The organism is Escherichia sp. MOD1-EC7003, assembly GCF_002965065.1.
Lineage (GTDB): Bacteria > Pseudomonadota > Gammaproteobacteria > Enterobacterales > Enterobacteriaceae > Escherichia.
The window spans coordinates 23,936-45,027 of the sequence record NZ_PTRE01000059.1; the positions used below are offsets into that span (position 1 = coordinate 23,936).

The window sequence follows — 21,092 nt, forward strand, 5'->3', positions numbered from 1 at the left end:
TGATGTCAGGTGCTCGTTGTTGAAAGGATGAGGATATTTTATGGATCAGGCCGGCATTATTCGCGACCTTTTAATCTGGCTGGAAGGTCATCTGGATCAGCCCTTGTCGCTCGACAATGTAGCGGCGAAAGCGGGTTATTCCAAGTGGCACTTACAGAGAATGTTTAAAGATGTCACTGGCCATGCTATTGGCGCATATATTCGTGCTCGTCGTTTGTCGAAATCGGCGGTCGCACTACGCCTGACTGCGCGTCCAATTCTGGATATCGCGCTGCAATATCGCTTCGACTCTCAACAGACATTTACCCGCGCATTCAAGAAGCAGTTTGCCCAGACTCCTGCGCTTTACCGCCGTTCTCCTGAATGGAGCGCCTTTGGTATTCGCCCGCCGCTACGTCTGGGTGAATTTACCATGCCAGAGCACAAATTTGTTACCCTGGAAGATACGCCGCTGATTGGTGTTACCCAGAGCTACTCCTGTTCGCTGGAGCAAATCTCTGATTTCCGCCATGAAATGCGTTATCAATTCTGGCACGATTTTCTCGGCAACGCACCAACCATTCCACCAGTGCTCTACGGCCTGAATGAAACGCGTCCGAGTCAGGATAAAGACGACGAACAAGAGGTGTTCTATACCACCGCGTTAGCCCAGGATCAGGCAGACGGCTATGTACTGACGGGGAATCCGGTGATGTTGCAGGGCGGTGAATATGTGATGTTTACCTATGAAGGTCTGGGAACCGGCGTGCAGGAGTTTATCCTGACGGTATATGGAACGTGCATGCCAATGCTCAACCTGACGCGCCGTAAAGGTCAGGATATTGAGCGATACTACCCGGCAGAAGATGCCAAAGCGGGAGATCGCCCAATTAATCTGCGCTGTGAACTACTGATTCCGATCCGTCGTTAACGCTGCAGCTCATCTAATGCAGGGGCGTCCAGATGCGAGATGTCCCCTGCGGTTTCAACCACCCAGCCAGACGCCAGCCACAGGCTTTCCTGATAATCCACGCGCGAAATAGAACAGTTACGCAGACGTAAGCGACGCTCTGCCCATGCTGGTAAGCCGAGAATGGTGCTCACCAGGCATCCCAGTGCAATACCGTGGCTCACCAGCAGCGATCGGCTTCCCTGCGGTAAGTCCCGGCAAGATTCCAGTGCCGCATTGACGCGATCGCTAAGCTCCTGCATTGACTCGCCTTCAGGAATACGCCCGTCAACGGTGCCATTGACCAGCTGGCGACGCCAGTTTTCTTCTTCCTCAGTCAGAGAATCGATATTTCTTGTTTCCAGTACACCCATATTTAATTCACGCAGGCGAGAATCAAAGATGATGTCACAGCCGCAGGCCTAGGCGATGATTTCTGCCGTACGCCGGGTGCGCCCTAAATCACTACTGATGATATGCGTAATGCCAAGCTCTTTGGCACGGGTCGCCACCTGCATCGCCTGTTGCTCACCTTTGGCAGTCAGCGGGCTATCAGACTGGCCCTGAATACGTCGCTCGGCGTTCCACTGCGTTTCACCGTGGCGGACTAGGTATACCTGTAACATGCTTTTTTTCCGTATACTGCTGTAACGTTAATTGACTGAGTAATGCTGATTATGCACCAAGTTGTCTGTGCGACCACCAATCCCGCTAAAATTCAGGCCATTCTGCAGGCATTTAATGAGATCTTCGGCGAAGGATCCTGCCATATTGCATCGGTTGCCGTCGAGAGCGGTGTACCGGAACAGCCCTTTGGCAGTGAGGAAACGCGCGCTGGCGCACGAAATCGGGTAGCAAATGCTCGCCGTTTACATCCTGAGGCTGATTTTTGGGTGGCGATTGAAGCTGGCATTGATGGCGACAGCACTTTCAGTTGGGTGGTGATTGAAAACGCCAGCCAGCGCAGCGAGGCACGTTCGGCTACTTTGCCGTTACCTGCGGTGATTCTGGAGAAAGTACGTGAAGGCGAGGCGCTTGGCCCCGTGATGTCGCGTTATACCGGCATTGATGAAATTGGCCGTAAAGAAGGAGCCATCGGTGTGTTTACCGCCGGGAAACTCACTCGCGCCAGCGTCTATCACCAGGCGGTGATCCTGGCGCTGAGTCCGTTTCATAATGTCGTGTATCAGCCATTGTAGGCCGGATAAGGCGTTCACGCCGCATCCGGCAATCAACGCCTGATGCGACGCTGGCGCGTCTTATCAGGCCTACATACGTTTTGGTTTTGTAGGCCGGATAAGGCGTTCACGCCGCATCCGGCAACAACTGCCTGATGCGACGCTGACGCGTCTTATCAGGCCTACATACGTTTTGGTTTTGTAGGCCGGATAAGGCGTTCACGCCGCATCCGGCAATCAACGCCTGATGCGACGCTGACGCGTCTTATCAGGCCCACATCCGTTTTGGTTTTGTAGGCCGGATAAGGCGTTCACGCCGCACCCGGCAATCAACGCCTGATACGACGCTGACGCGTCTTATCAGGCCTACATACGTTTTGGTTTTGTAGGCCGGATAAGGCGTTCACGCCGCATCCGGCAACAACTGCCTGATGCGACGCTGGCGCGTCTTATCAGGCCTACATACATTTTGGTTGCGTAGGCCGGATAAGGCGTTCACGCCGCATCCGACAACAACTGCCTGATGCGACGCTGGCGCGTCTTATCAGGCCTACATACGTTTTGGTTTTGTAGGCCGGATAAGGCGTTCACGCCGCATCCGGCAATCAACGCCTGATACGACGCTGACGCGTCTTATCAGGCCTACATACGTTTTGGTTTTGTAGGCCGGATAAGGCGTTCACACCGCATCCGGCAATCAACGCCTGATGCGAGGCTGACGCGTCTTATCAGGCCCACATACATTTTGGTTGCGTAGGCCGGATAAGGCGTTCACGCCGCATCCGGCAACAACTGCCTGATGCGACGCTGACGCGTCTTATCAGGCCTACATACGTTTTGGTTTTGTAGGCCGGATAAGGCGTTCACGCCGCATCCGGCAATCAACGCCTGATGCGACGCTGACGCGTCTTATCAGGCCCACATACGTTTTGGTTTTGTAGGCCGGATAAGGCGTTCACGCCGCATCCGGCAATCAACGCCTGATGCGACGCTGACGCGTCTTATCAGGCCCACATCCGTTTTGGTTTTGTAGGCCGGATAAGGTGTTCACGCCGCATCCGGCAACAACTGCCTGATGCGACGCTGACGCGTCTTATCAGGCCCACATCCGTTTTGGTTTTGTAGGCCGGATAAGGCGTTCACGCCGCATCCGGCAACAACTGCCTGATGCGACGCTGACGCGTCTTATCAGGCCTACATCCGTTTTGGTTTCGTAGGCCGGATAAGGCGTTCACGCCGCATCCGGCAACAACTGCCTGATGCGACGCTGACGCGTCTTATCAGGCCTACATACGTTTTGGTTGCGCAGGCCGGATAAGGCGTTCACGCCGCATCCGGCAATCAACGCCTGATGCGACGCTGACGCGTCTTATCAGGCCCACATACGTTTTGGTTTTGTAGGCCGGATAAGGCGTTCACGCCGCATCCGGCAACAACTGCCTGATGCGACGCTGACGCGTCTTATCAGGATTACATACGTTTTGGTTTTGTAGGCCGGATAAGGCGTTCACGCCGCATCCGGCAATCAACGCCTGATGCGACGCTTAACGCGTCTTATCAGGCCTACATACGTTTTGGTTTTGTAGGCCGGATAAGGCGTTCACGCCGCATCCGGCAACAACTGCCTGATGCGACGCTGACGCGTCTTATCAGGCCTACAAAATTAATCGCTTTTCAGCAACACGTCTTCCAGCCACTGGCGCAGCTCGACGGGCGCGGCTTTCAGGCTGTTAGATCCACGCGTAATCGTCGCGATGCCCGCGCCGAGTTCATTTTTTAACTCACGCTGGCTCATTTCGCCACGCAACAACTCTTCGACAATACGCACGCGAGTCCCCAACGCTTCGCGCTCATCTGGCGTCAGCATCAGGTTTAACAACGGTAAATGGAGATCGTTTTGGTAGGCATTCTTAAGCAGGTCGACAAAACGTAACCACTCCTGGTGACGCTGTTCTGCCATCGCTGCTGAATAGGGTGATTGTTGGGCCATAATATGTCGCCATTGTTAGCGGGGGAAGCAAAATGCCTCCCCCGATTGTACTCGCTAAAGAGTACGATAGCATATCATAAACGTGCGGATCAGTAACGACGCCCCCATTCCGTGGCGCTCATCAACGTCGGTTTATCCCCCATGAAATAGCGGTAGTACGCGTCATAAGCCAGCACGTTCTTTACGTAACCGCGCGTCTCGGAGAACGGTATACTCTCGACAAATGCCACTGCGTCGATACGCCCGGCGCTGTTGCCAAGCCAGGTACGTACCCGCCCAGGTCCGGCGTTATACGCTGCTGAGGAGAAAATACGGTTATTGCCAAACTGCTGATAAACATATTGCAGGTAACTGGTGCCAATGTTGATGTTCGTTTCCGGATCCAGCAATTGCCCAGGACTGCTATAACCGGGAATAGAGAACATCTTCACCGTATGGGTCGCTGTACCAGGCATAATCTGCATCAGACCACTGGCGCCTACCGGCGACTTCACTTTCGGATTCCAGGCGCTCTCCTGCCGAGCAATCGCCATTGCATAGCTTTGCGGGATATCTTTGCCACTGGTGTAGCGTTTGAAAAGATCGTTGTAGGCCAGCGGGAACCGCTCCTCCAGATGATCCCACAGCTTCCCGGCGATCGTTGCCTGAACGCTAAGATCCCACCATTGGTTGTTGAAAGCATACCGCGCCAGCTGTGCCTGCTCTGTTTTTGGCTTGCTCTTCACCAGATTGGCCCACTCGCTACGCGCGGTGTTATCAAGATTCCAGTACATTAACTCGCGCACGCGCGCCATCTCTGGCCCCTGAGTCAGAGCACTGTCGACATTCTGCGGCGCTTTATCAATCTTCAGCTCATACTCTTCGCCGATGCGTTGTGCAGCAACCATCGGGTAGAAACCACGCTGTTGCATGAGTTGATGCAAAATCTCTTTCGCTTCAGCTTCACGTCCGCGTTCCAGCAGTAAATCTGCCTGCCAGTAACGCCATTCATCTTTTTCTTTCGCTTCCATCGGCAAACGCGCCAACCAGGTATTCAGGCCTCGACGATCGCCGGTGCCAAGCGCCATTCGTACGCGGCGTTCAATCAGCGACGTGGATTGCGAGCGCATAATGGCGTCATCGCGCCATTTCGCCTGCTCATCGGTGACATCGTTGCCCATCAAACGCCAGGCGACGAGATCGCGCAGCTCCTGAGTCTGATCTTCATTAAGCTGCTGCGCCTTAACAAGCGACGGGATCATCAGCCTTGCATTTTCAGCATCCTGCCGTGCCACACTGGCAAACGCCACCGCCGCCATTTGACGGGTAAAATCGGTCGCTCCGGTTGTTCGCGCGAAGGTCAGTACCGTATTAGGGGTGTTCGCCAAAGAAATAATCGCCGAGGCGATAGTCTGGTAATTGGCAGGCATCTGCCCTGCCAGCACTGTCACCAGACCTGTGTTACCCGCTTTCATCGCCAGACGGATACGCTCTAAATACGCCAGCGGCTCTTGTTTACCTGACGCGCGCCAGACGCTAAATAACTTGTCACAAGCGTTAGGCTGACTCTTGCCGGTTAGCCACAGCTCTTTCGCCCCTTGCCAGGCTTCTTCACTCTGCCCGGTGTTCCATTTCGCATAGTAGTAATTACATTGCGCTTCGGTAGTCCCTGGCTTTTCAGGGCTAAAAGCTAACAAGCCACGCCAGTCTTCGCGTCGCGCCAGTTCATTGACGAAACGAGATTGCAGCGTGCGAGCGGGAGGAAGCGTGGGGTTAGCGCGAACAAAGTTAGTGACTGTCACCGCCGGTTGATTCATCAGGTCATCGGTGATCTGGCGGTATTCCAGGTAGGGATAAAGTGGATAATCCTTCAGCCCTGGCATCATTTGTTCGACCACATCCATTTGTCGATTATCCCAGGCCTGCTTGATTTGCGCGTAACGGCTACGCTGCTCATCCAGTGAGTCGGCTCGCGCCACGCTGCTGACCGTCAGCAAACAGACACCAGCAGCCAACAACCGCCAGGTAACTTGTTTGGCTTTTTCCACAAGCGCATCCTCTCAGTGTAAATACATCAATGCAGCGTCATGCCGCGTAATAGATTTATGCTAACCAGTCATTGCCGTTTACGCCACGTTACGGACACTTTTTTACTTTTATACTCTAAATAATTCGTGTTGCAGGAAGGCGATAAGTGAGTGAGTCCCCAGGAGCTTGCAGAAGTAAGTGACTGGGGTGATCGACCGGCTGGGATTAGATAAGGAAAAAGGCTACACTTCGCCTTTGAAAACCCATCATCACGATAAACATAGAGGCGAAGTCCAACGTGGCTCAATTCGTTTATACCATGCATCGTGTCGGCAAGGTTGTTCCGCCGAAACGTCATATTTTGAAAAACATCTCACTGAGTTTCTTCCCTGGGGCAAAAATTGGTGTCCTGGGCCTGAACGGCGCGGGTAAATCTACCCTGCTGCGCATTATGGCGGGCATTGATAAAGACATCGAAGGTGAAGCGCGTCCACAGCCGGATATCAAGATTGGTTACCTGCCGCAGGAGCCGCAGCTGAACCCGGAACACACCGTGCGTGAGTCCATTGAGGAAGCGGTTTCTGAAGTGGTTAATGCCCTGAAACGTCTGGATGAAGTCTATGCGCTATACGCCGATCCGGATGCCGATTTTGACAAGCTGGCCGCTGAACAAGGCCGTCTGGAAGAGATCATTCAGGCTCACGACGGTCACAATCTGAACGTGCAGCTGGAGCGTGCGGCAGATGCGCTGCGTCTGCCGGACTGGAACGCGAAAATCGCTAACCTCTCCGGTGGTGAACGTCGTCGCGTGGCGTTGTGCCGCCTGCTGCTGGAAAAACCAGACATGCTGCTGCTCGACGAACCGACTAACCACCTGGATGCCGAATCCGTAGCGTGGCTGGAACGCTTCCTGCACGACTTCGAAGGCACCGTAGTGGCGATTACCCACGACCGTTATTTCCTCGATAACGTTGCAGGCTGGATCCTCGAACTGGACCGCGGTGAAGGTATTCCGTGGGAAGGCAACTACTCCTCCTGGCTGGAGCAGAAAGATCAGCGCCTGGCGCAGGAAGCTTCACAAGAAGCGGCGCGTCGTAAGTCGATTGAGAAAGAGCTGGAGTGGGTTCGTCAGGGGACTAAAGGCCGCCAGTCGAAAGGTAAAGCACGTCTGGCGCGCTTTGAAGAGCTGAACAGCACCGAATATCAGAAACGTAACGAAACCAACGAACTGTTTATTCCACCTGGACCGCGTCTGGGCGATAAAGTGCTGGAAGTCAGCAACCTGCGTAAATCCTACGGCGATCGCCTGCTGATTGACTCCCTGAGTTTCTCGATCCCGAAAGGGGCAATCGTCGGGATCATCGGGCCGAACGGCGCGGGTAAATCGACCCTGTTCCGTATGATCTCTGGTCAGGAACAGCCGGATAGCGGCACCATCACTTTAGGTGAAACGGTGAAACTGGCGTCTGTTGATCAGTTCCGTGACTCAATGGATAACAGCAAAACCGTCTGGGAAGAAGTTTCCGGTGGGCTGGATATCATGAAAATCGGCAACACCGAGATGCCAAGCCGCGCCTACGTTGGCCGCTTTAACTTTAAAGGGGTTGATCAGGGTAAACGTGTTGGCGAACTTTCCGGTGGTGAGCGTGGTCGTCTGCATCTGGCGAAGTTGTTGCAGGTTGGCGGCAACATGCTGCTGCTCGACGAACCGACCAACGACCTGGATATCGAAACCCTGCGTGCGCTGGAAAACGCCCTGCTGGAGTTTCCGGGCTGCGCGATGGTTATCTCGCACGACCGTTGGTTCCTCGACCGTATCGCCACGCATATTCTGGATTACCAGGATGAAGGTAAAGTTGAGTTCTTCGAAGGTAACTTTACCGAATACGAAGAGTACAAGAAACGCACGCTGGGCGCAGACGCGCTGGAGCCGAAGCGCATCAAGTACAAGCGTATTGCGAAGTAATGCGTAAAATGCCGGATGCGGTGCACCAGCATCGCATCCGGCATTAGATATCTGATTAATGCGAGGCTAGTTCCCGGAAAAAGGCAGGATTTTCTTTAATTGTGGCAAGTACTTTTGCAGCCAATCCCGTAGGATTTCTTCGCTTCGATTCCCAGCTTTTAATGGTATCCACACTGGTTCCCAGAGCTTTTGCCATCTCACTTTGTGAAACGTTGAGTTGCTCACGAATAGCTTTAACATCCGCAATTTCGTAGCGGGTCATCCGTGCTGGTTCTTTCAAACCTTGTTTAATCTCGGCAGCCTCTTCCAGAGAGGTTTTCAACTCATCAAAAAAACTCATTTTATACCTCGCCTTTGAGCAGTTTCGTCAACTTCTTTAGTTGAGCTTTTCCCGTATCTGTCAGATTATCTTTGGCATTTTTCGGATAGGAAATAAAGATGATTACCTCTGCTCCCCCATCATCTCCCGCACCAGCTCCACGCAGCGCAGGAAACGGCTGTCGTAATCGTCCTCTTCAACTCGCACAAATTCGATATTGTTCTCTTCCAGCATCTCCACCAGCAAGTTCTGGAACTCTTTGCGATCCACCGAACTACCAAGGCTGCGTAAACCATCTGCTACCCATGGGGTGTTGTTCTCCAGCAGGATCACCAGATCGAAACGGTATTCATCGATCAGCGCCTGCACGAACGGATGCTCGCGTCCTTCGTACTTTTTGCAGAACGCCTGAGTTGTCACAAAATCAGTGTCGATAAACGCCACTTTATTGGCGTATTTCACTGCAAAATCAATATATTGTGCGTGGCCCAGCGCGATTTTATCGTAGTCGGAATACTGCAATGCGATCTCATCACCGCCAAGGTGCGAAAAGACATAATCGCGGCCATATTCCCACGCACTGGTAGTATTGAAGATATTGGCAAGTTTGTTTACCAGGGTGGATTTGCCGCTCGACTCGCCACCGAGGATCGCCACAGTACGCACAAAGAACGGCTTCACTTCGGTAGGAATATATTCCCAGTAGCGGAACGGATTTTCGCGGATCTGCGCACCGCTGATACTCATAAAGGTGCGTTTCGGATCGACCAGCACCGTTTCGATCCCCAGATGTTCCATATACTGCGGCGCATCGGCTTCTTCCGAGGTGTAGATCAGATCCGGCTGAATCCCTTTTTCAGCCATAAACTTTTTGATGCCGTTGCTCCACACATCCCAGCCGTGTGGATACGGCTCCATCCCCTCTTCGTTGAAAGCCTGAATGCGAATATTTTTCTGATATTTAAAGGTTTGCAATAACCAACGCAGACGATCCGGCACCGTTGGCTGCTGCGACATGGCGCTGTCTTCAAACAACACGCGGTCACGGGTATCGTCAAAGCCCATAATGATATGCAGCTCATCAACCTGGCTACAGGCACGCTGGATAAGGTAGATATGTCCGGTATGCAGCGGGTAGAACTTACCGAATACTACACCAATGGTTTTCTTCTGCCGGGGAAACTCAAGTCCCAAAAAACGGTGCAACGCTTCCAGCTTTTGCGCGCTGGGGCTTTTAATTTTGGCATTCAATAACTGGCTTAAATACCCTTTGGTCATACCGCTGGCATCGGCCACCTGTTGTAGCGTGCAGCCCTGTTGTTTAATGGCAGTTTTCAGGTAATCAAATGACGACATATCTCCCTCCGTATCTCTCATTATAAGTCGTCGAACACGCTAAGCGCGTCGGAGAGTTTTTTAACGCCAAAAATCTGCATCCCTTCTGGCACTTTTTTCGGCACATTGGCAGCCGGCACAATCGCCCGGCGAAAACCGTGTTTCGCCGCTTCAGAAATCCGCTCCTGGCCGCTGGGCACCGGACGAATTTCCCCTGCCAGACCCACTTCACCAAACACCACCAGATCCTGCGGCAACGGTCTGTCGCGCAGGCTGGAAACCATCGCCAACAGTAACGCTAAGTCGGCGCTGGTTTCGGTGACCTTCACGCCGCCGACGACGTTCACAAACACATCCTGATCGGCCATTTGCAAACCACCGTGACGGTGCAGCACCGCCAGCAGGATCGCCAGACGGTTTTGTTCCAGTCCTACCGCCACGCGGCGTGGATTCGCCATCATCGAGTGATCGACCAGTGCCTGAATCTCGACCAACAGCGGACGCGTGCCTTCCCACACCACCATCACTGAGCTACCGGAGGTCACTTCATCGCCGCGGCTTAAAAAGATGGCAGAAGGGTTGCTGACTTCACGCAGCCCCTGTTCGGTCATCGCGAATACGCCCAGCTCATTCACCGCGCCGAAGCGGTTTTTATGGCTGCGCAAAGTGCGGAAGCGAGAATCGGCATCGCCGTCCAGAAGTACCGAACAGTCGATACAGTGTTCCAGCACTTTAGGGCCAGCCAGTGAACCATCTTTGGTTACGTGCCCAACCATGACAATCGCCACACCACGCGTTTTGGCGAAGCGCGTCAGATAAGCCGCCGTTTCACGCACCTGCGCCACGCTGCCAGGCGAAGACTGCACATCTGCCATATGCATCACCTGGATGGAGTCAATCACCATCAGCTTCGGTTGCTCTTCTTCAGCAATCAGGCAGATCTGTTCGATGCTGGTTTCCGACAACATGTTGAGATTGTTGGTCGGCAGGCCAAGGCGATGAGCGCGCATTGCCACCTGTTGCAGCGACTCTTCGCCGGTGACATACAGCGTTTTCATCTGTTGGGCCAGTTTGCACAGCGTTTGCAGTAGCAGCGTGGATTTCCCCGCGCCTGGGTTACCGCCAATCAGAATGGCGCTTCCCGGCACCACGCCGCCGCCTAATACGCGGTCGAACTCTTTGAATCCGGTGGAAAAACGCGGCAGCTCTTCAAGGCTGATATCCGACAGTTTCTGGACTTTCGCCACCCCGGCGCTACCGGCATAGCCACTAAGACGCTCGTTACGCGCCACCGTTGGCGACGCAGCAAGACGCACCTCGGTGATGGTGTTCCAGGCATGACAGGCGCTGCACTGCCCCTGCCAGCGCGGATAATCGGCCCCGCATTCATTACAAACAAAGGCGCGTTTTGGAGCTTTTGCCACGGTGTACCTCGTTAATGCTGTGCCGCCCGCAGGATGACGGGCGGGCAATTACTTCTGATTCAGGCTGCCAGAGAGGATGCAGAAAACCCCCATCAGGTCAGCGTGACGGATGGTGACTTCCGTCTTTTCATTCACTTTTGGCTTGGCATGGTAGGCAATCCCCAGACCTGCCGCTTTGATCATCGGCAGGTCGTTGGCACCATCGCCAATCGCCACAGTCTGCGCCAGCGGGATTTCATACTCCTGCGCCAGACGGGTCAGGGTTTTCGCTTTGTACTGCGCGTCTACGATGTCGCCGATCACATTGCCGGTAAATTTACCGTCCATGATCTCCAGTTCATTGGCTACCACAGCAGTCAGGCGCAGCTTGTCGCGCAGGTATTCAGCAAAGAAGGTAAAGCCGCCGGAGGCAATCGCCACTTTCCAGCCCAGCGTTTCCAGCTTCAGCACCAGTTGTGTCAAACCGGGCATCAGCGGCAGATTTTCACGCACCTGTTGCAAAATGTTCGCGTCAGCGCCTTTCAGCGTCGCCACGCGGCTACGCAGGCTGGCGGCAAAGTCAAGCTCTCCGCGCATCGCCCGTTCGGTAACTTCAGCCACCATCTCGCCCGTTCCGGCTAGTCTGGCAATTTCATCGATACATTCAATCTGGATGGCGGTGGAATCCATATCCATCACCAGCAACCCCGGCGTGCGAAGATGCGGAATTTTCCCCAGCGGCGCGACATCCAGTTTCGCTTCATGGGCCAGGCGCGTTGCCCGTGCGGTGAGTGAACCGGCCAGACGAATCACCTGATAATCTTCCACGCACCAGGCGGCAACAATCACCATCGCCGCGCCCAGTTTGCTCTGGTATTGGGTCAGACGCTGTTTATCCAGCCCACGACCATACAGCAGCCAACCGCTACGACCTGCGTGGTAATCCAGTGGCATCACTTCATCACCACTTAATGAAAGAGGCAAACCCGGCCATAAAGAGACATCTTCAGGCAGGTCGCACCAGGTAATGTTAGGCATTAAAGCTCCTGTAAAATCGTTCGAAGCAGGGAAAATAACGCATGAGGCTACCTTGTATCCATTGCTTCTGGCAACATTAAGTCTCAAATTTTCAAAGGGTGGAAGATGGCTCGCACAAAACTGAAATTCCGGCTGCATCGGGCAGTGATTGTCCTGTTCTGTCTTGCCTTGTTGGTGGCGCTGATGCAGGGGGCGTCATGGTTTAGTCAAAACCACCAGCGACAGCGTAATCCGCAGCTGGAAGAACTGGCCCGCACCCTGGCGCGTCAGGTGACGCTGAACGTTGCACCGTTGATGCGTACCGACTCACCGGATGAAAAACGTATTCAGGCGATCCTCGATCAGTTAACGGATGAAAGCCGCATCCTCGACGCGGGCGTGTATGACGAACAAGGCGATCTTATCGCCCGTTCTGGCGAAAGCGTAGAAGTACGCGACCGGTTGGCGCTCGACGGTAAAAAAGCGGGCGGCTATTTTAACAAGCAGATTGTCGAACCCATTGCCGGGAAAAACGGACCGCTTGGCTATCTGCGCCTGACGCTCGACACCCATACGCTCGCCACCGAAGCCCAACAGGTGGACAACACTACTAATATTTTACGCCTGATGCTGTTGCTCGCGCTGGCAATCGGCGTAGTGCTGACCCGCACGCTGCTACAGGGTAAACGCACCCGCTGGCAGCAATCCCCCTTCCTGTTAACCGCCAGCAAGCCAGTGCCGGAAGAGGAAGAAAGCGAGAAAAAAGAGTGACCCATTACTACAAGAAAGGAAATCGTTATGTCCACATTACGCCTGCTCATCTCTGACTCTTACGACCCGTGGTTTAACCTGGCGGTAGAGGAGTGTATTTTTCGCCAGATGCCCGCCACGCAGCGCGTTCTGTTTCTCTGGCGCAATGCCGACACCGTGGTGATTGGTCGCGCACAGAACCCGTGGAAAGAGTGTAATACCCGGCGGATGGAAGAAGATAACGTCCGCCTGGCGCGGCGCAGTAGCGGTGGCGGCGCGGTGTTTCACGATCTCGGCAATACCTGTTTTACCTTTATGGCTGGCAAGCCGGAGTACGATAAAACTATCTCCACGTCGATTGTGCTCAATGCGCTGAACGCACTCGGCGTCAGCGCCGAAGCGTCCGGACGTAACGATCTGGTGGTGAAAACCGCCGAAGGCGACCGCAAAGTCTCAGGCTCGGCCTATCGCGAAACTAAAGATCGTGGCTTCCACCACGGCACCTTGCTGCTCAATGCCGACCTCAGCCGCCTGGCAAACTATCTCAACCCGGATAAAAAGAAACTGGCGGCGAAAGGCATTACTTCAGTGCGTTCCCGCGTGACCAACCTCACCGAGTTGCTACCGGGAATTACCCATAAGCAGATTTGCGAGGCCATAACCGAGGCCTTTTTCGCCCATTATGGCGAGCGTGTAGAAGCGGAAATCATCTCACCGGACAAAATGCCAGACTTGCCGAACTTCGCCGAAACCTTTGCCCGTCAGAGTAGCTGGGAATGGAACTTCGGTCAGGCTCCGGCGTTCACGCATCTGCTGGATGAACGCTTCACCTGGGGCGGCGTGGAACTGCATTTCGACGTTGAAAAAGGCCATATCACCCGCGCCCAGGTGTTTACCGACAGCCTCAATCCCGCGCCGCTGGAAGCCCTCGCAGGAAGACTGCAAGGCTGCCTGTACCGCGCAGATATGCTGCAACAGGAGTGCGAAGCGCTGCTGGTCGACTTCCCTGAACAGGAAAAAGAGCTACGGGAGTTGTCAGCGTGGATGGCAGGGGCGGTACGGTAGTTAATTGATGAATTAAAAAGCCGGAGCAGTCTCCCGCTCCGGCTTAACACGACAACTGTTTTTCAGCGAAACCCAATTACTCTTTATCGCCCAGCAGAACGGATTCCAGTGCGATTTTGATCATGTCGTTGAAGGTGGTCTGACGCTCAGCGGCAGTGGTCTGCTCGTGAGTGCGGATGTGGTCAGACACGGTGCAGATGGCCAGGGCTTTCGCGCCAAATTCTGCAGCGACGCCGTAGATACCCGCCGCTTCCATTTCCACGCCGAGGATACCGTATTTTTCCATCACGTCGAACATTTCGCCGTCCGGAGAGTAGAACAGGTCAGCGGAGAACAGGTTACCAACGCGAGCATCAACGCCCAACGCTTTAGCTGCGTCTACCGCGTTACGCACCATGTCAAAGTCAGCAATCGCGGCAAAGTCATGATCTTTAAAACGGATGCGGTTAACTTTGGAGTCGGTGCATGCACCCATACCGATAACGACGTCGCGTAGTTTTACGTGCGGCAGAACGGCGCCACAGGAACCGACGCGGATAATTTTCTTCACGCCGAAATCGGTGATCAGTTCTTTGGTGTAGATGGAGCAGGACGGGATACCCATACCGTGACCCATTACGGAAATTTTGCGGCCTTTGTAAGTACCGGTGAAGCCCAGCATACCGCGAACGTTGTTCACTTCACGGGCATCTTCAAGGAAAGTTTCAGCAATATACTTCGCACGCAGCGGGTCGCCTGGCATCAAAACTACGTCAGCGAAATCGCCCATTTCTGCATTAATGTGTGGAGTAGCCATCGTTTTATCCTTTTTGTGACATATTAAAGGCGGAGTCACTGCTCCGCCCAAATCCATCAGAACATGGCTTTGCCATATTCCATATCAGAAGTACCAAAATATTTTGCCAGCGTCTGGCCGATATCCGCGAAGGTTTCACGGTGACCCAGTGAACCCGGTTTCACTTTCGGGCCGTAAACCAGTACCGGAATGTGCTCACGCGTGTGGTCAGTACCGGTCCAGGTCGGGTCACAACCGTGGTCAGCGGTGAGGATCAGGATGTCGTCATCGCGCAGCAGAGACATCAGCTCCGGCAGACGGCGGTCGAACAGTTCCAGACCCGCGGCATAACCGGCGACGTCGCGACGGTGGCCCCAGGAAGAGTCGAAGTCAACGAAGTTGGTGAAGACGATGGTGTTATCACCCGCTGCCTTCATCTCTTTGATGGTGGCATCAAATAGCGCATCCAGGCCAGTCGCTTTCACTTTTTTGGTGATGCCGCAGTTGGCGTAGATGTCTGCAATCTTACCGACAGAAACGACCTGGCCGTGTTTTTCATCAACCAATTTCTGCAACACGGTCGGTGCTGGCGGCTCAACGGCCAGGTCGTGACGGTTACCGGTACGCTGGAAGTTACCGGCTTTGTCGCCGATAAACGGACGAGCGATAACGCGACCAATGTTGTAGCCGCCGTTGGTCAGCTCTTCACGAGCGATTTCGCACAGTTCGTAGAGTTTATCCAGGCCAAAGGTTTCTTCGTGGCAGGCAATCTGGAACACGGAGTCAGCGGAGGTATAGAAAATCGGCTTGCCGGTTTTCATGTGCTCTTCGCCCAGTTGATCCAAAATGACCGTACCGGAAGAGTGGCAGTTACCGAGGTAGCCCGGCAGGTTAGCGCGTTCGACCAGTTTATCCAGCAGCTCTTGTGGGAAGCTGTTTTCGTGATCGGAGAAATATCCCCACTCAAACAGAACCGGAACACCGGCGATTTCCCAGTGACCAGACGGGGTATCTTTACCGGATGACATTTCGTGCGCCCATGCGTACGCGCCGATAACTTCAGCGTTGCCGTCCATTCCCGCCGGAATGAAACCGGTAGAACCTTCGTGTGCTTTCGCCAGCCCCAGACGGGTCAAATTTGGCAGATTGAGCGGGCCTTTACGACCGTTATCAGCTTCGCCTTTGGCACAAGCTTCTGCGATATGACCCAAGGTGTCAGCCCCGACGTCACCAAAGCGTTCGGCATCTTCTGTAGCGCCGATGCCGAATGAGTCCAGCACCATAATAAATGCACGTTTCATATGTTCTCCGTACTCAGTGCTTCAAATTTAAGTGATCAGATCAGTATACCGTTATTCGCTGATACGGCGATAGACAGTTGGTGTGCTTTCCGGTGCTTTATCGGCAAGTTTAATTGCCGCTTTCACCGCTTTTGCTGCTTCCTGCCAGCTGTTTTCGTCTTTCGCGTGGATAACCGCCAGCGGACGCTGACCGTCTACCTGGTCGCCCAGACGCGCCATATCAGTAAAGCCGACGCTGTAATCGATGGTGTCAGATGCCTGACGGCGACCGCCGCCCATTGTAACCACTGCCATCCCCAGTGCGCGGGTATCCATTTCACTGACAAAACCTTCGGTATCAGCATAGACGGCTTTCGTCAGCATCGCTGTCGGCAGATACTTCGCGTAGTTCTCAACGAAGTCGGTCGGGCCTTTTTGTGCTGCAACCATACGACCAAAGACTTCTGCCGCTTTACCGTTGTCCAGCACCGCCTGCAATTTCGCGCGCGCCTCGGCGTCATCTTTCGCCAGTTTGCCGGAGGTAAGCATCTCCACGCACAGCGCCATCGTGACATCAAACAGACGCGGGTTACGATATTCACCCGTCAGGAACTGCACCGCTTCACGTACTTCAAGCGCGTTACCGGCACTGGAGGCCAGCACCTGATTCATGTCGGTGAGCAGCGCGGTGGTGCGCACGCCAGCGCCGTTAGCTACGCCAACAATCGCTTCGGCAAGGGCTTCAGAGAGCTCATAGGTCGGCATAAACGCGCCGCTCCCCACTTTCACGTCCATCACTAGCGCGTCCAGACCTTCTGCCAGTTTCTTCGCCAGAATCGAGGCTGTGATCAGCGGGATGGAGTCAACAGTTGCGGTAATATCGCGGGTCGCGTAGAAACGTTTATCTGCCGGAGCCAGTGAGCTGGTCTGGCCGATAATTGCCACGCCGACGTCTTTAATGATTTCGCGAAAACGATTGTCATCCGGGAAGATGTCGAAGCCAGGGATGGATTCCAGTTTGTCGAGCGTACCGCCAGTATGACCGAGGCCACGACCGGAGATCATCGGAATATAGCCGCCGCAGGCAGCGACCATCGGCCCCAACATCAGCGAAGTCACATCGCCGACGCCACCGGTGGAGTGTTTATCAACAATCGGGCCATTCAGATGCAGGCTTTTCCAGTCGAGAACGGTTCCTGAATCTCGCATCGCCATGGTCAGCGAGACACGCTCAGGCATTGTCATATCGTGGAAGAAAATGGTCATCGCGAGGGCGGCAATCTGCCCTTCGGAGATAGTGTTGTCGCGAATGCCGTTGATAAAGAAACGAATTTCTTCATCGCTCAGCGCATGACCATCACGTTTTTTACGAATAATTTCTTGTGCGAGAAACAAGGTAACCTCCCGTGGAAAAGAGTATGAGGCGGCTTTTGCCGGATGCGTCTACGCCTTATCCGGCCTACGGGTGATACGTCTCGTAGGCCTGATAAGCGCAGCGCATCAGGCGCAAAGCATCTTACTTAGTAGCTGCTGGCGCTCTTACCGTCGCCGTGTCCCAGCGCTTTCAGCAGACTTGCCAACAGGCTGGAAGCGCCAAAGCGGTAGTGACGCGCATCTGCCCAGTCAGCACCGAACAGTTCATCGGCAATCGCGAGATACTTCTGCGCATCTTCCGCAGTACGCACGCCGCCCGCCGGTTTGAAACCAACGGTTTTTTCTACGCCCATATCGCGAATAACTTCCATCATGATGCGCGCGCTTTCCGGCGTCGCATTCACCGCCACTTTACCGGTAGAGGTTTTGATGAAGTCAGCACCCGCTTTGATAGAGATTTCAGACGCTTTACGGATCAGCGCTTCGTCTTTCAGTTCGCCGGTTTCGATGATTACTTTCAGCAGCACGTTCGCCGCAGCGCAAGCCTCTTTACAGGCTTTCACCAGATCAAGACCTACCTGCTCGTTGCCCGCCATCAGCGCACGGTACGGGAACACCACGTCAACTTCATCGGCACCGTAGGCGATTGCCGCACGGGTTTCGGCCAGCGCGATTTCGATGTCGTCGTTACCGTGTGGGAAGTTGGTTACCGTAGCGATACGGATTTCCGGGGTGCCCTGCTCTTTCAGGGTTTTGCGAGCAATCGGGATAAAGCGAGGATAGATACAGATAGCGGCGGTATTGCCAACCGGAGTTTTGGCCTGATGACACAGGGCAATCACTTTTTCGTCGGTGTCGTCGTCATTCAGGGTGGTCAGGTCCATCAATTTCAGTGCACGCAGGCTGCTTGCTTTCAGATCAGTCATTTCATTCTCCTGGCTTGTCGCCAATAAAATTCACCTTGCGAGTTTGTTAGTATTCTAACATCTACTCCGCAACACACTTCGATATACATCACAATTAAGGAAATCTAATTACAATTTTGCATCACTGTTATGCGATCTGGTTCAAATAATTCACTTTCAAATGAATGCGCCAGTGGTGGCAAACGCATCAGGATCAAAGTGAACATCACGAAACTTCTTACAATGGCGCATCACCTTCGGCATAAAAGGAAAAGAAGATGCCCACTTCTCATGAAAATGCACTGCAACAACGTTGCCAGCAAATTGTTACCAGCCCAGTGCTTAGCCCGGAGCAGAAGCGCCATTTTCTGGCGCTGGAAGCAGAAAACAATCTGCCTTACCCACAGCTTCCTGCCGAAGCCCGCCGCGCGCTGGATGAGGGGGTAATCTGCGATATGTTTGAAGGTCATGCGCCGTACAAACCACGCTATGTCTTACCCGATTACGCCCGTTTTCTGGCGAACGGTTCCGAATGGCTGGAGCTGGAAGGAGCAAAAGATCTTGATGATGCGCTCTCACTGCTGACCATTCTTTACCACCACGTACCGTCGGTCACATCGATGCCGGTCTACCTAGGGCAACTGGATGCGTTGTTGCAACCATATGTTAGAATTCTAACACAGGACGAGATCGATATTCGAATAAAACGTTTCTGGCGTTACCTCGACAGAACCCTGCCAGACGCCTTTATGCACGCCAATATTGGCCCGTCTGATTCGCCCATCACCCGAGCAATTTTACGCGCAGACGCCGAGCTAAAGCAGGTTTCACCGAACCTGACCTTTATCTACGATCCTGAAATCACCCCTGATGACCTGCTGCTGGAAGTGGCGAAAAACATCTGCGAATGTAGCAAACCGCACATCGCCAACGGTCCGGTACATGATAAAATTTTCACAAAAGGGGGCTACGGGATTGTGAGCTGTTACAACTCACTGCCGTTAGCGGGTGGTGGCAGTACGCTAGTACGCCTTAACCTGAAAGCGATTGCCGAGCGCAGTGAATCGCAGGAAGACTTCTTTACGCGCACTTTACCGCACTACTGCCAGCAGCAGATCGCCATCATCGATGCACGGTGTGAATTCCTCTATCAACAATCACACTTCTTTGAGAATAGCTTCCTGGTGAAAGAAGGGCTGATTACCCCTGAACGTTTTGTGCCAATGTTTGGCATGTACGGGCTGGCAGAGGCGGTTAACTTGCTGTGTGAAAAAGAAGGGATTGCCGCGCGCTACGGTAAAGAGGCCGCTGCAAATGAAGTGGGTTATCGCATCAGCGCACAACTGGCAGAGTTTGTCGCCAATACCCCGGTGAAATATGGCTGGCAAAATCGCGCCATGTTACACGCACAGTCGGGGATCAGTTCTGATATCGGCACCACGCCGGGCGCACGCTTGCCGTATGGCGATGAGCCAGATCCGATCACCCATCTGCAAACTGTCGCCCCGCATCATGCTTATTATTACTCCGGGATCAGCGACATTCTGACGCTCGATGAAACCATCAAACGTAATCCGCAGGCGCTGGTACAGCTTTGCCTCGGTGCCTTTAAAGCCGGTATGCGCGAATTTACCGCCAATGTCAGCGGTAACGATCTGGTTCGCGTTACCGGTTATATGGTGCGTTTGTCGGATTTAGAAAAATATCGCGCCGAAGGTTCGCGTACCAACACCACGTGGCTGGGCGAAGAGGCCGCACGTAACACTCGTATTCTGGAACGCCAGCCGCGCGTGATAAGCCATGAACAGCAGATGCGCTTTAGTCAGTAAGATTATCCCCTTCTCCTGCGTTGACGGGCCAGGCAGTCGTCTGGCTCTGTTTTTGCAGGGCTGCAATCTGCGCTGCAAAAACTGTCACAATCCGTGGACGATGGGGCGTTGTAATGATTGCGGGGAGTGCATGCCAGAGTGTCCGCATCAGGCGTTGCGGATTGTTGACGGCAAAGTGATGTGGAACGCGGCTGTCTGCGAGCAATGTGATACCTGCCTGAAGATGTGTCCGCAACATGCCACGCCGATGGCGCAATCTATGAGCGTGGACGAAGTGCTTAGCCATATCCGCAAAGCGGTGCTGTTTATCGAAGGGATAACGGTGAGCGGTGGAGAAGCCACGACCCAGCTGCCATTTGTGGTAGCGCTGTTTACTGCCATCAAAAACGATCCGCAACTGCGCCATCTCACCTGTCTGGTGGACAGTAACGGCTTGTTGAGCGAAACCGGCTGGGAAAAATTGCTCCCGGTGTGCGACGGCGCGATGCTCGATCTCAAAGCGTGGGGGAGCGCGAGCCATCAACAGCTAACCGGACGCGATAATCAGCAGATTAAGCGCAGCATTAGTCTGCTTGCCGAGTGCGGCAAGCTGGCAGAACTGCGTTTGCTGGTGATCCCAGGCCAGGTGGATTATTTGCAACATATTGAAGAACTGGCGGCGTTTATCAGGCAACTTGATGACGTTCCGGTACGGCTGAATGCGTTTCATGCCCACGGTGTGTATGGCGAGGCGCAAAGCTGGCCGAGCGCCACACCGGAAGATGTGGAACAACTGGCTGATGCGTTACGGGAGCGTGGGGTGAGCCGGTTAATATTTCCGGCGCTGTATTTGTGACATGCCGGATGCGGCCTACGGTTCGGTTTTGTAGGCCTGATAAGACGCGTCAAGCGTCGCATCAGGCATTGTGCGCCAACTGCCGGATGCGGCGTAAACGCCTTATCCGGCCTACGGTTCGGCACAGGCCTGTAGG

At 53.9% G+C, this 21,092-nt stretch carries 17 protein-coding genes and 2 pseudogenes; 7 read left to right on the forward strand and 12 right to left on the reverse strand.

All coding sequences use genetic code 11. The features are described 5' to 3' along the window. The first annotated feature begins 40 nt into the window (after positions 1-40). Complete coding sequence (robA, locus tag A7090_RS11175) at positions 41-910, forward strand: MDR efflux pump AcrAB transcriptional activator RobA (protein ID WP_053886919.1); 870 nt, start codon at positions 41-43, stop codon at positions 908-910. Here robA and gpmB read toward each other — a convergent pair. Next, positions 907-1,554: pseudogene (gene gpmB / locus A7090_RS11180) on the reverse strand (2,3-diphosphoglycerate-dependent phosphoglycerate mutase GpmB). The gene robA and the pseudogene gpmB overlap by 4 nt on opposite strands. A gap of 51 nt (positions 1,555-1,605) precedes the next feature. Here gpmB and yjjX point away from each other — a divergent pair. Continuing rightward, positions 1,606-2,127 (forward strand): inosine/xanthosine triphosphatase, encoded by a 522-nt coding sequence (gene yjjX, locus A7090_RS11185; RefSeq protein ID WP_105274131.1) that lies wholly within the window; start codon positions 1,606-1,608, stop codon positions 2,125-2,127. Positions 2,128-3,769: 1,642 nt separating this feature from the next. Here the strand turns inward: yjjX and trpR are convergent. Both trpR and sltY read right to left on the reverse strand, forming a co-directional pair. After that, positions 3,770-4,096 (reverse strand): trp operon repressor, encoded by a 327-nt coding sequence (gene trpR / locus A7090_RS11190; protein ID WP_000068677.1) that lies wholly within the window; start codon positions 4,094-4,096, stop codon positions 3,770-3,772. A gap of 89 nt (positions 4,097-4,185) precedes the next feature. Then, positions 4,186-6,123, reverse strand: a complete 1,938-nt coding sequence (sltY, locus tag A7090_RS11195) for a murein transglycosylase (protein ID WP_105274070.1) — start codon at positions 6,121-6,123, stop codon at positions 4,186-4,188. A gap of 278 nt (positions 6,124-6,401) precedes the next feature. Here sltY and ettA point away from each other — a divergent pair, with 278 nt between their 5' ends. Then, a complete protein-coding gene (gene ettA / locus A7090_RS11205; RefSeq protein ID WP_105274071.1) occupies positions 6,402-8,069 on the forward strand; it encodes an energy-dependent translational throttle protein EttA in 1,668 nt (555 codons plus the stop codon). A gap of 55 nt (positions 8,070-8,124) precedes the next feature. On the opposite strand, the gene nadS is transcribed toward ettA, so the two are convergent. The 5 genes and pseudogenes from nadS to serB all read right to left on the reverse strand — a co-directional run bounded on the left by nadS (position 8,125) and on the right by serB (position 12,164). Further along, positions 8,125-8,409 carry a NadS family protein gene (gene nadS / locus A7090_RS11210; protein ID WP_105274072.1) on the reverse strand — a complete coding sequence of 95 codons (285 nt, stop codon included), beginning with the start codon at positions 8,407-8,409 and terminating at the stop codon, positions 8,125-8,127. A 1-nt stretch (position 8,410) separates the two neighbouring features. Continuing rightward, positions 8,411-8,500, reverse strand: a pseudogene (locus tag A7090_RS26545) (type II toxin-antitoxin system RelE/ParE family toxin); the annotation flags it as partial. 11 nt (positions 8,501-8,511) lie between these two features. Continuing rightward, positions 8,512-9,744, reverse strand: a complete 1,233-nt coding sequence (gene nadR, locus A7090_RS11220) for a multifunctional transcriptional regulator/nicotinamide-nucleotide adenylyltransferase/ribosylnicotinamide kinase NadR (RefSeq protein ID WP_105274073.1) — start codon at positions 9,742-9,744, stop codon at positions 8,512-8,514. 20 nt (positions 9,745-9,764) lie between these two features. Further along, a complete protein-coding gene (gene radA, locus A7090_RS11225) occupies positions 9,765-11,147 on the reverse strand; it encodes a DNA repair protein RadA (protein ID WP_105274074.1) in 1,383 nt (460 codons plus the stop codon). A gap of 48 nt (positions 11,148-11,195) precedes the next feature. After that, positions 11,196-12,164 (reverse strand): phosphoserine phosphatase, encoded by a 969-nt coding sequence (gene serB / locus A7090_RS11230; RefSeq protein ID WP_105274075.1) that lies wholly within the window; start codon positions 12,162-12,164, stop codon positions 11,196-11,198. Positions 12,165-12,269: 105 nt separating this feature from the next. Between serB and A7090_RS11235 the strand changes: the two genes are divergently transcribed. Next, entirely contained in the window at positions 12,270-12,914 is a 645-nt protein-coding gene (locus tag A7090_RS11235) for a YtjB family periplasmic protein (protein WP_105274076.1), read from the forward strand. Between the two features lie 27 nt (positions 12,915-12,941). Continuing rightward, positions 12,942-13,958 carry a lipoate--protein ligase LplA gene (gene lplA, locus A7090_RS11240; protein WP_105274077.1) on the forward strand — a complete coding sequence of 339 codons (1,017 nt, stop codon included), beginning with the start codon at positions 12,942-12,944 and terminating at the stop codon, positions 13,956-13,958. 76 nt (positions 13,959-14,034) lie between these two features. On the opposite strand, the gene deoD is transcribed toward lplA, so the two are convergent. From deoD to deoC, 4 genes are all read right to left on the reverse strand, one after another. Then, positions 14,035-14,754, reverse strand: coding sequence for a purine-nucleoside phosphorylase (deoD, locus tag A7090_RS11245; protein WP_105274078.1), 720 nt, complete (start codon positions 14,752-14,754; stop codon positions 14,035-14,037). Positions 14,755-14,810: 56 nt separating this feature from the next. Further along, on the reverse strand, positions 14,811-16,034 hold the full coding sequence (gene deoB, locus A7090_RS11250; protein ID WP_105274079.1) for a phosphopentomutase: 1,224 nt from the start codon (positions 16,032-16,034) through the stop codon (positions 14,811-14,813). 51 nt (positions 16,035-16,085) lie between these two features. Beyond that, a complete protein-coding gene (gene deoA / locus A7090_RS11255) occupies positions 16,086-17,408 on the reverse strand; it encodes a thymidine phosphorylase (protein WP_105274080.1) in 1,323 nt (440 codons plus the stop codon). Between the two features lie 125 nt (positions 17,409-17,533). Continuing rightward, on the reverse strand, positions 17,534-18,313 hold the full coding sequence (gene deoC / locus A7090_RS11260; protein ID WP_105274081.1) for a deoxyribose-phosphate aldolase: 780 nt from the start codon (positions 18,311-18,313) through the stop codon (positions 17,534-17,536). Positions 18,314-18,570: 257 nt separating this feature from the next. On the opposite strand from deoC, the gene A7090_RS11265 reads away from it, so the two are divergent. Both A7090_RS11265 and A7090_RS11270 read left to right on the forward strand, forming a co-directional pair. Continuing rightward, positions 18,571-20,121 carry a YjjI family glycine radical enzyme gene (locus tag A7090_RS11265; protein ID WP_105274082.1) on the forward strand — a complete coding sequence of 517 codons (1,551 nt, stop codon included), beginning with the start codon at positions 18,571-18,573 and terminating at the stop codon, positions 20,119-20,121. After that, positions 20,093-20,956: a YjjW family glycine radical enzyme activase gene (locus A7090_RS11270; RefSeq protein ID WP_105274083.1), complete on the forward strand. Its 864-nt coding sequence runs from the start codon at positions 20,093-20,095 to the stop codon at positions 20,954-20,956. The genes A7090_RS11265 and A7090_RS11270 overlap by 29 nt, the downstream gene beginning before the upstream one ends. Positions 20,957-21,092: the final 136 nt, after the last annotated feature.

Excerpts from the sequence above, each read along its gene's own strand:
- robA (WP_053886919.1), top strand. The coding sequence starts at position 41 with ATGGATCAGGCCGGCATTATTCGCGACCTTTTAATCTGGCTGGAAGGT.
- yjjX (WP_105274131.1), top strand. The coding sequence starts at position 1,606 with ATGCACCAAGTTGTCTGTGCGACCACCAATCCCGCTAAAATTCAGGCC.
- trpR (WP_000068677.1), bottom strand. The coding sequence starts at position 4,096 with ATGGCCCAACAATCACCCTATTCAGCAGCGATGGCAGAACAGCGTCAC.
- nadS (WP_105274072.1), bottom strand. The coding sequence starts at position 8,409 with ATGAGTTTTTTTGATGAGTTGAAAACCTCTCTGGAAGAGGCTGCCGAG.
- nadR (WP_105274073.1), bottom strand. The coding sequence starts at position 9,744 with ATGTCGTCATTTGATTACCTGAAAACTGCCATTAAACAACAGGGCTGC.
- serB (WP_105274075.1), bottom strand. The coding sequence starts at position 12,164 with ATGCCTAACATTACCTGGTGCGACCTGCCTGAAGATGTCTCTTTATGG.
- A7090_RS11235 (WP_105274076.1), top strand. The coding sequence starts at position 12,270 with ATGGCTCGCACAAAACTGAAATTCCGGCTGCATCGGGCAGTGATTGTC.
- lplA (WP_105274077.1), top strand. The coding sequence starts at position 12,942 with ATGTCCACATTACGCCTGCTCATCTCTGACTCTTACGACCCGTGGTTT.
- deoD (WP_105274078.1), bottom strand. The coding sequence starts at position 14,754 with ATGGCTACTCCACACATTAATGCAGAAATGGGCGATTTCGCTGACGTA.
- deoB (WP_105274079.1), bottom strand. The coding sequence starts at position 16,034 with ATGAAACGTGCATTTATTATGGTGCTGGACTCATTCGGCATCGGCGCT.
- deoC (WP_105274081.1), bottom strand. The coding sequence starts at position 18,313 with ATGACTGATCTGAAAGCAAGCAGCCTGCGTGCACTGAAATTGATGGAC.
- A7090_RS11265 (WP_105274082.1), top strand. The coding sequence starts at position 18,571 with ATGCCCACTTCTCATGAAAATGCACTGCAACAACGTTGCCAGCAAATT.
- A7090_RS11270 (WP_105274083.1), top strand. The coding sequence starts at position 20,093 with ATGAACAGCAGATGCGCTTTAGTCAGTAAGATTATCCCCTTCTCCTGC.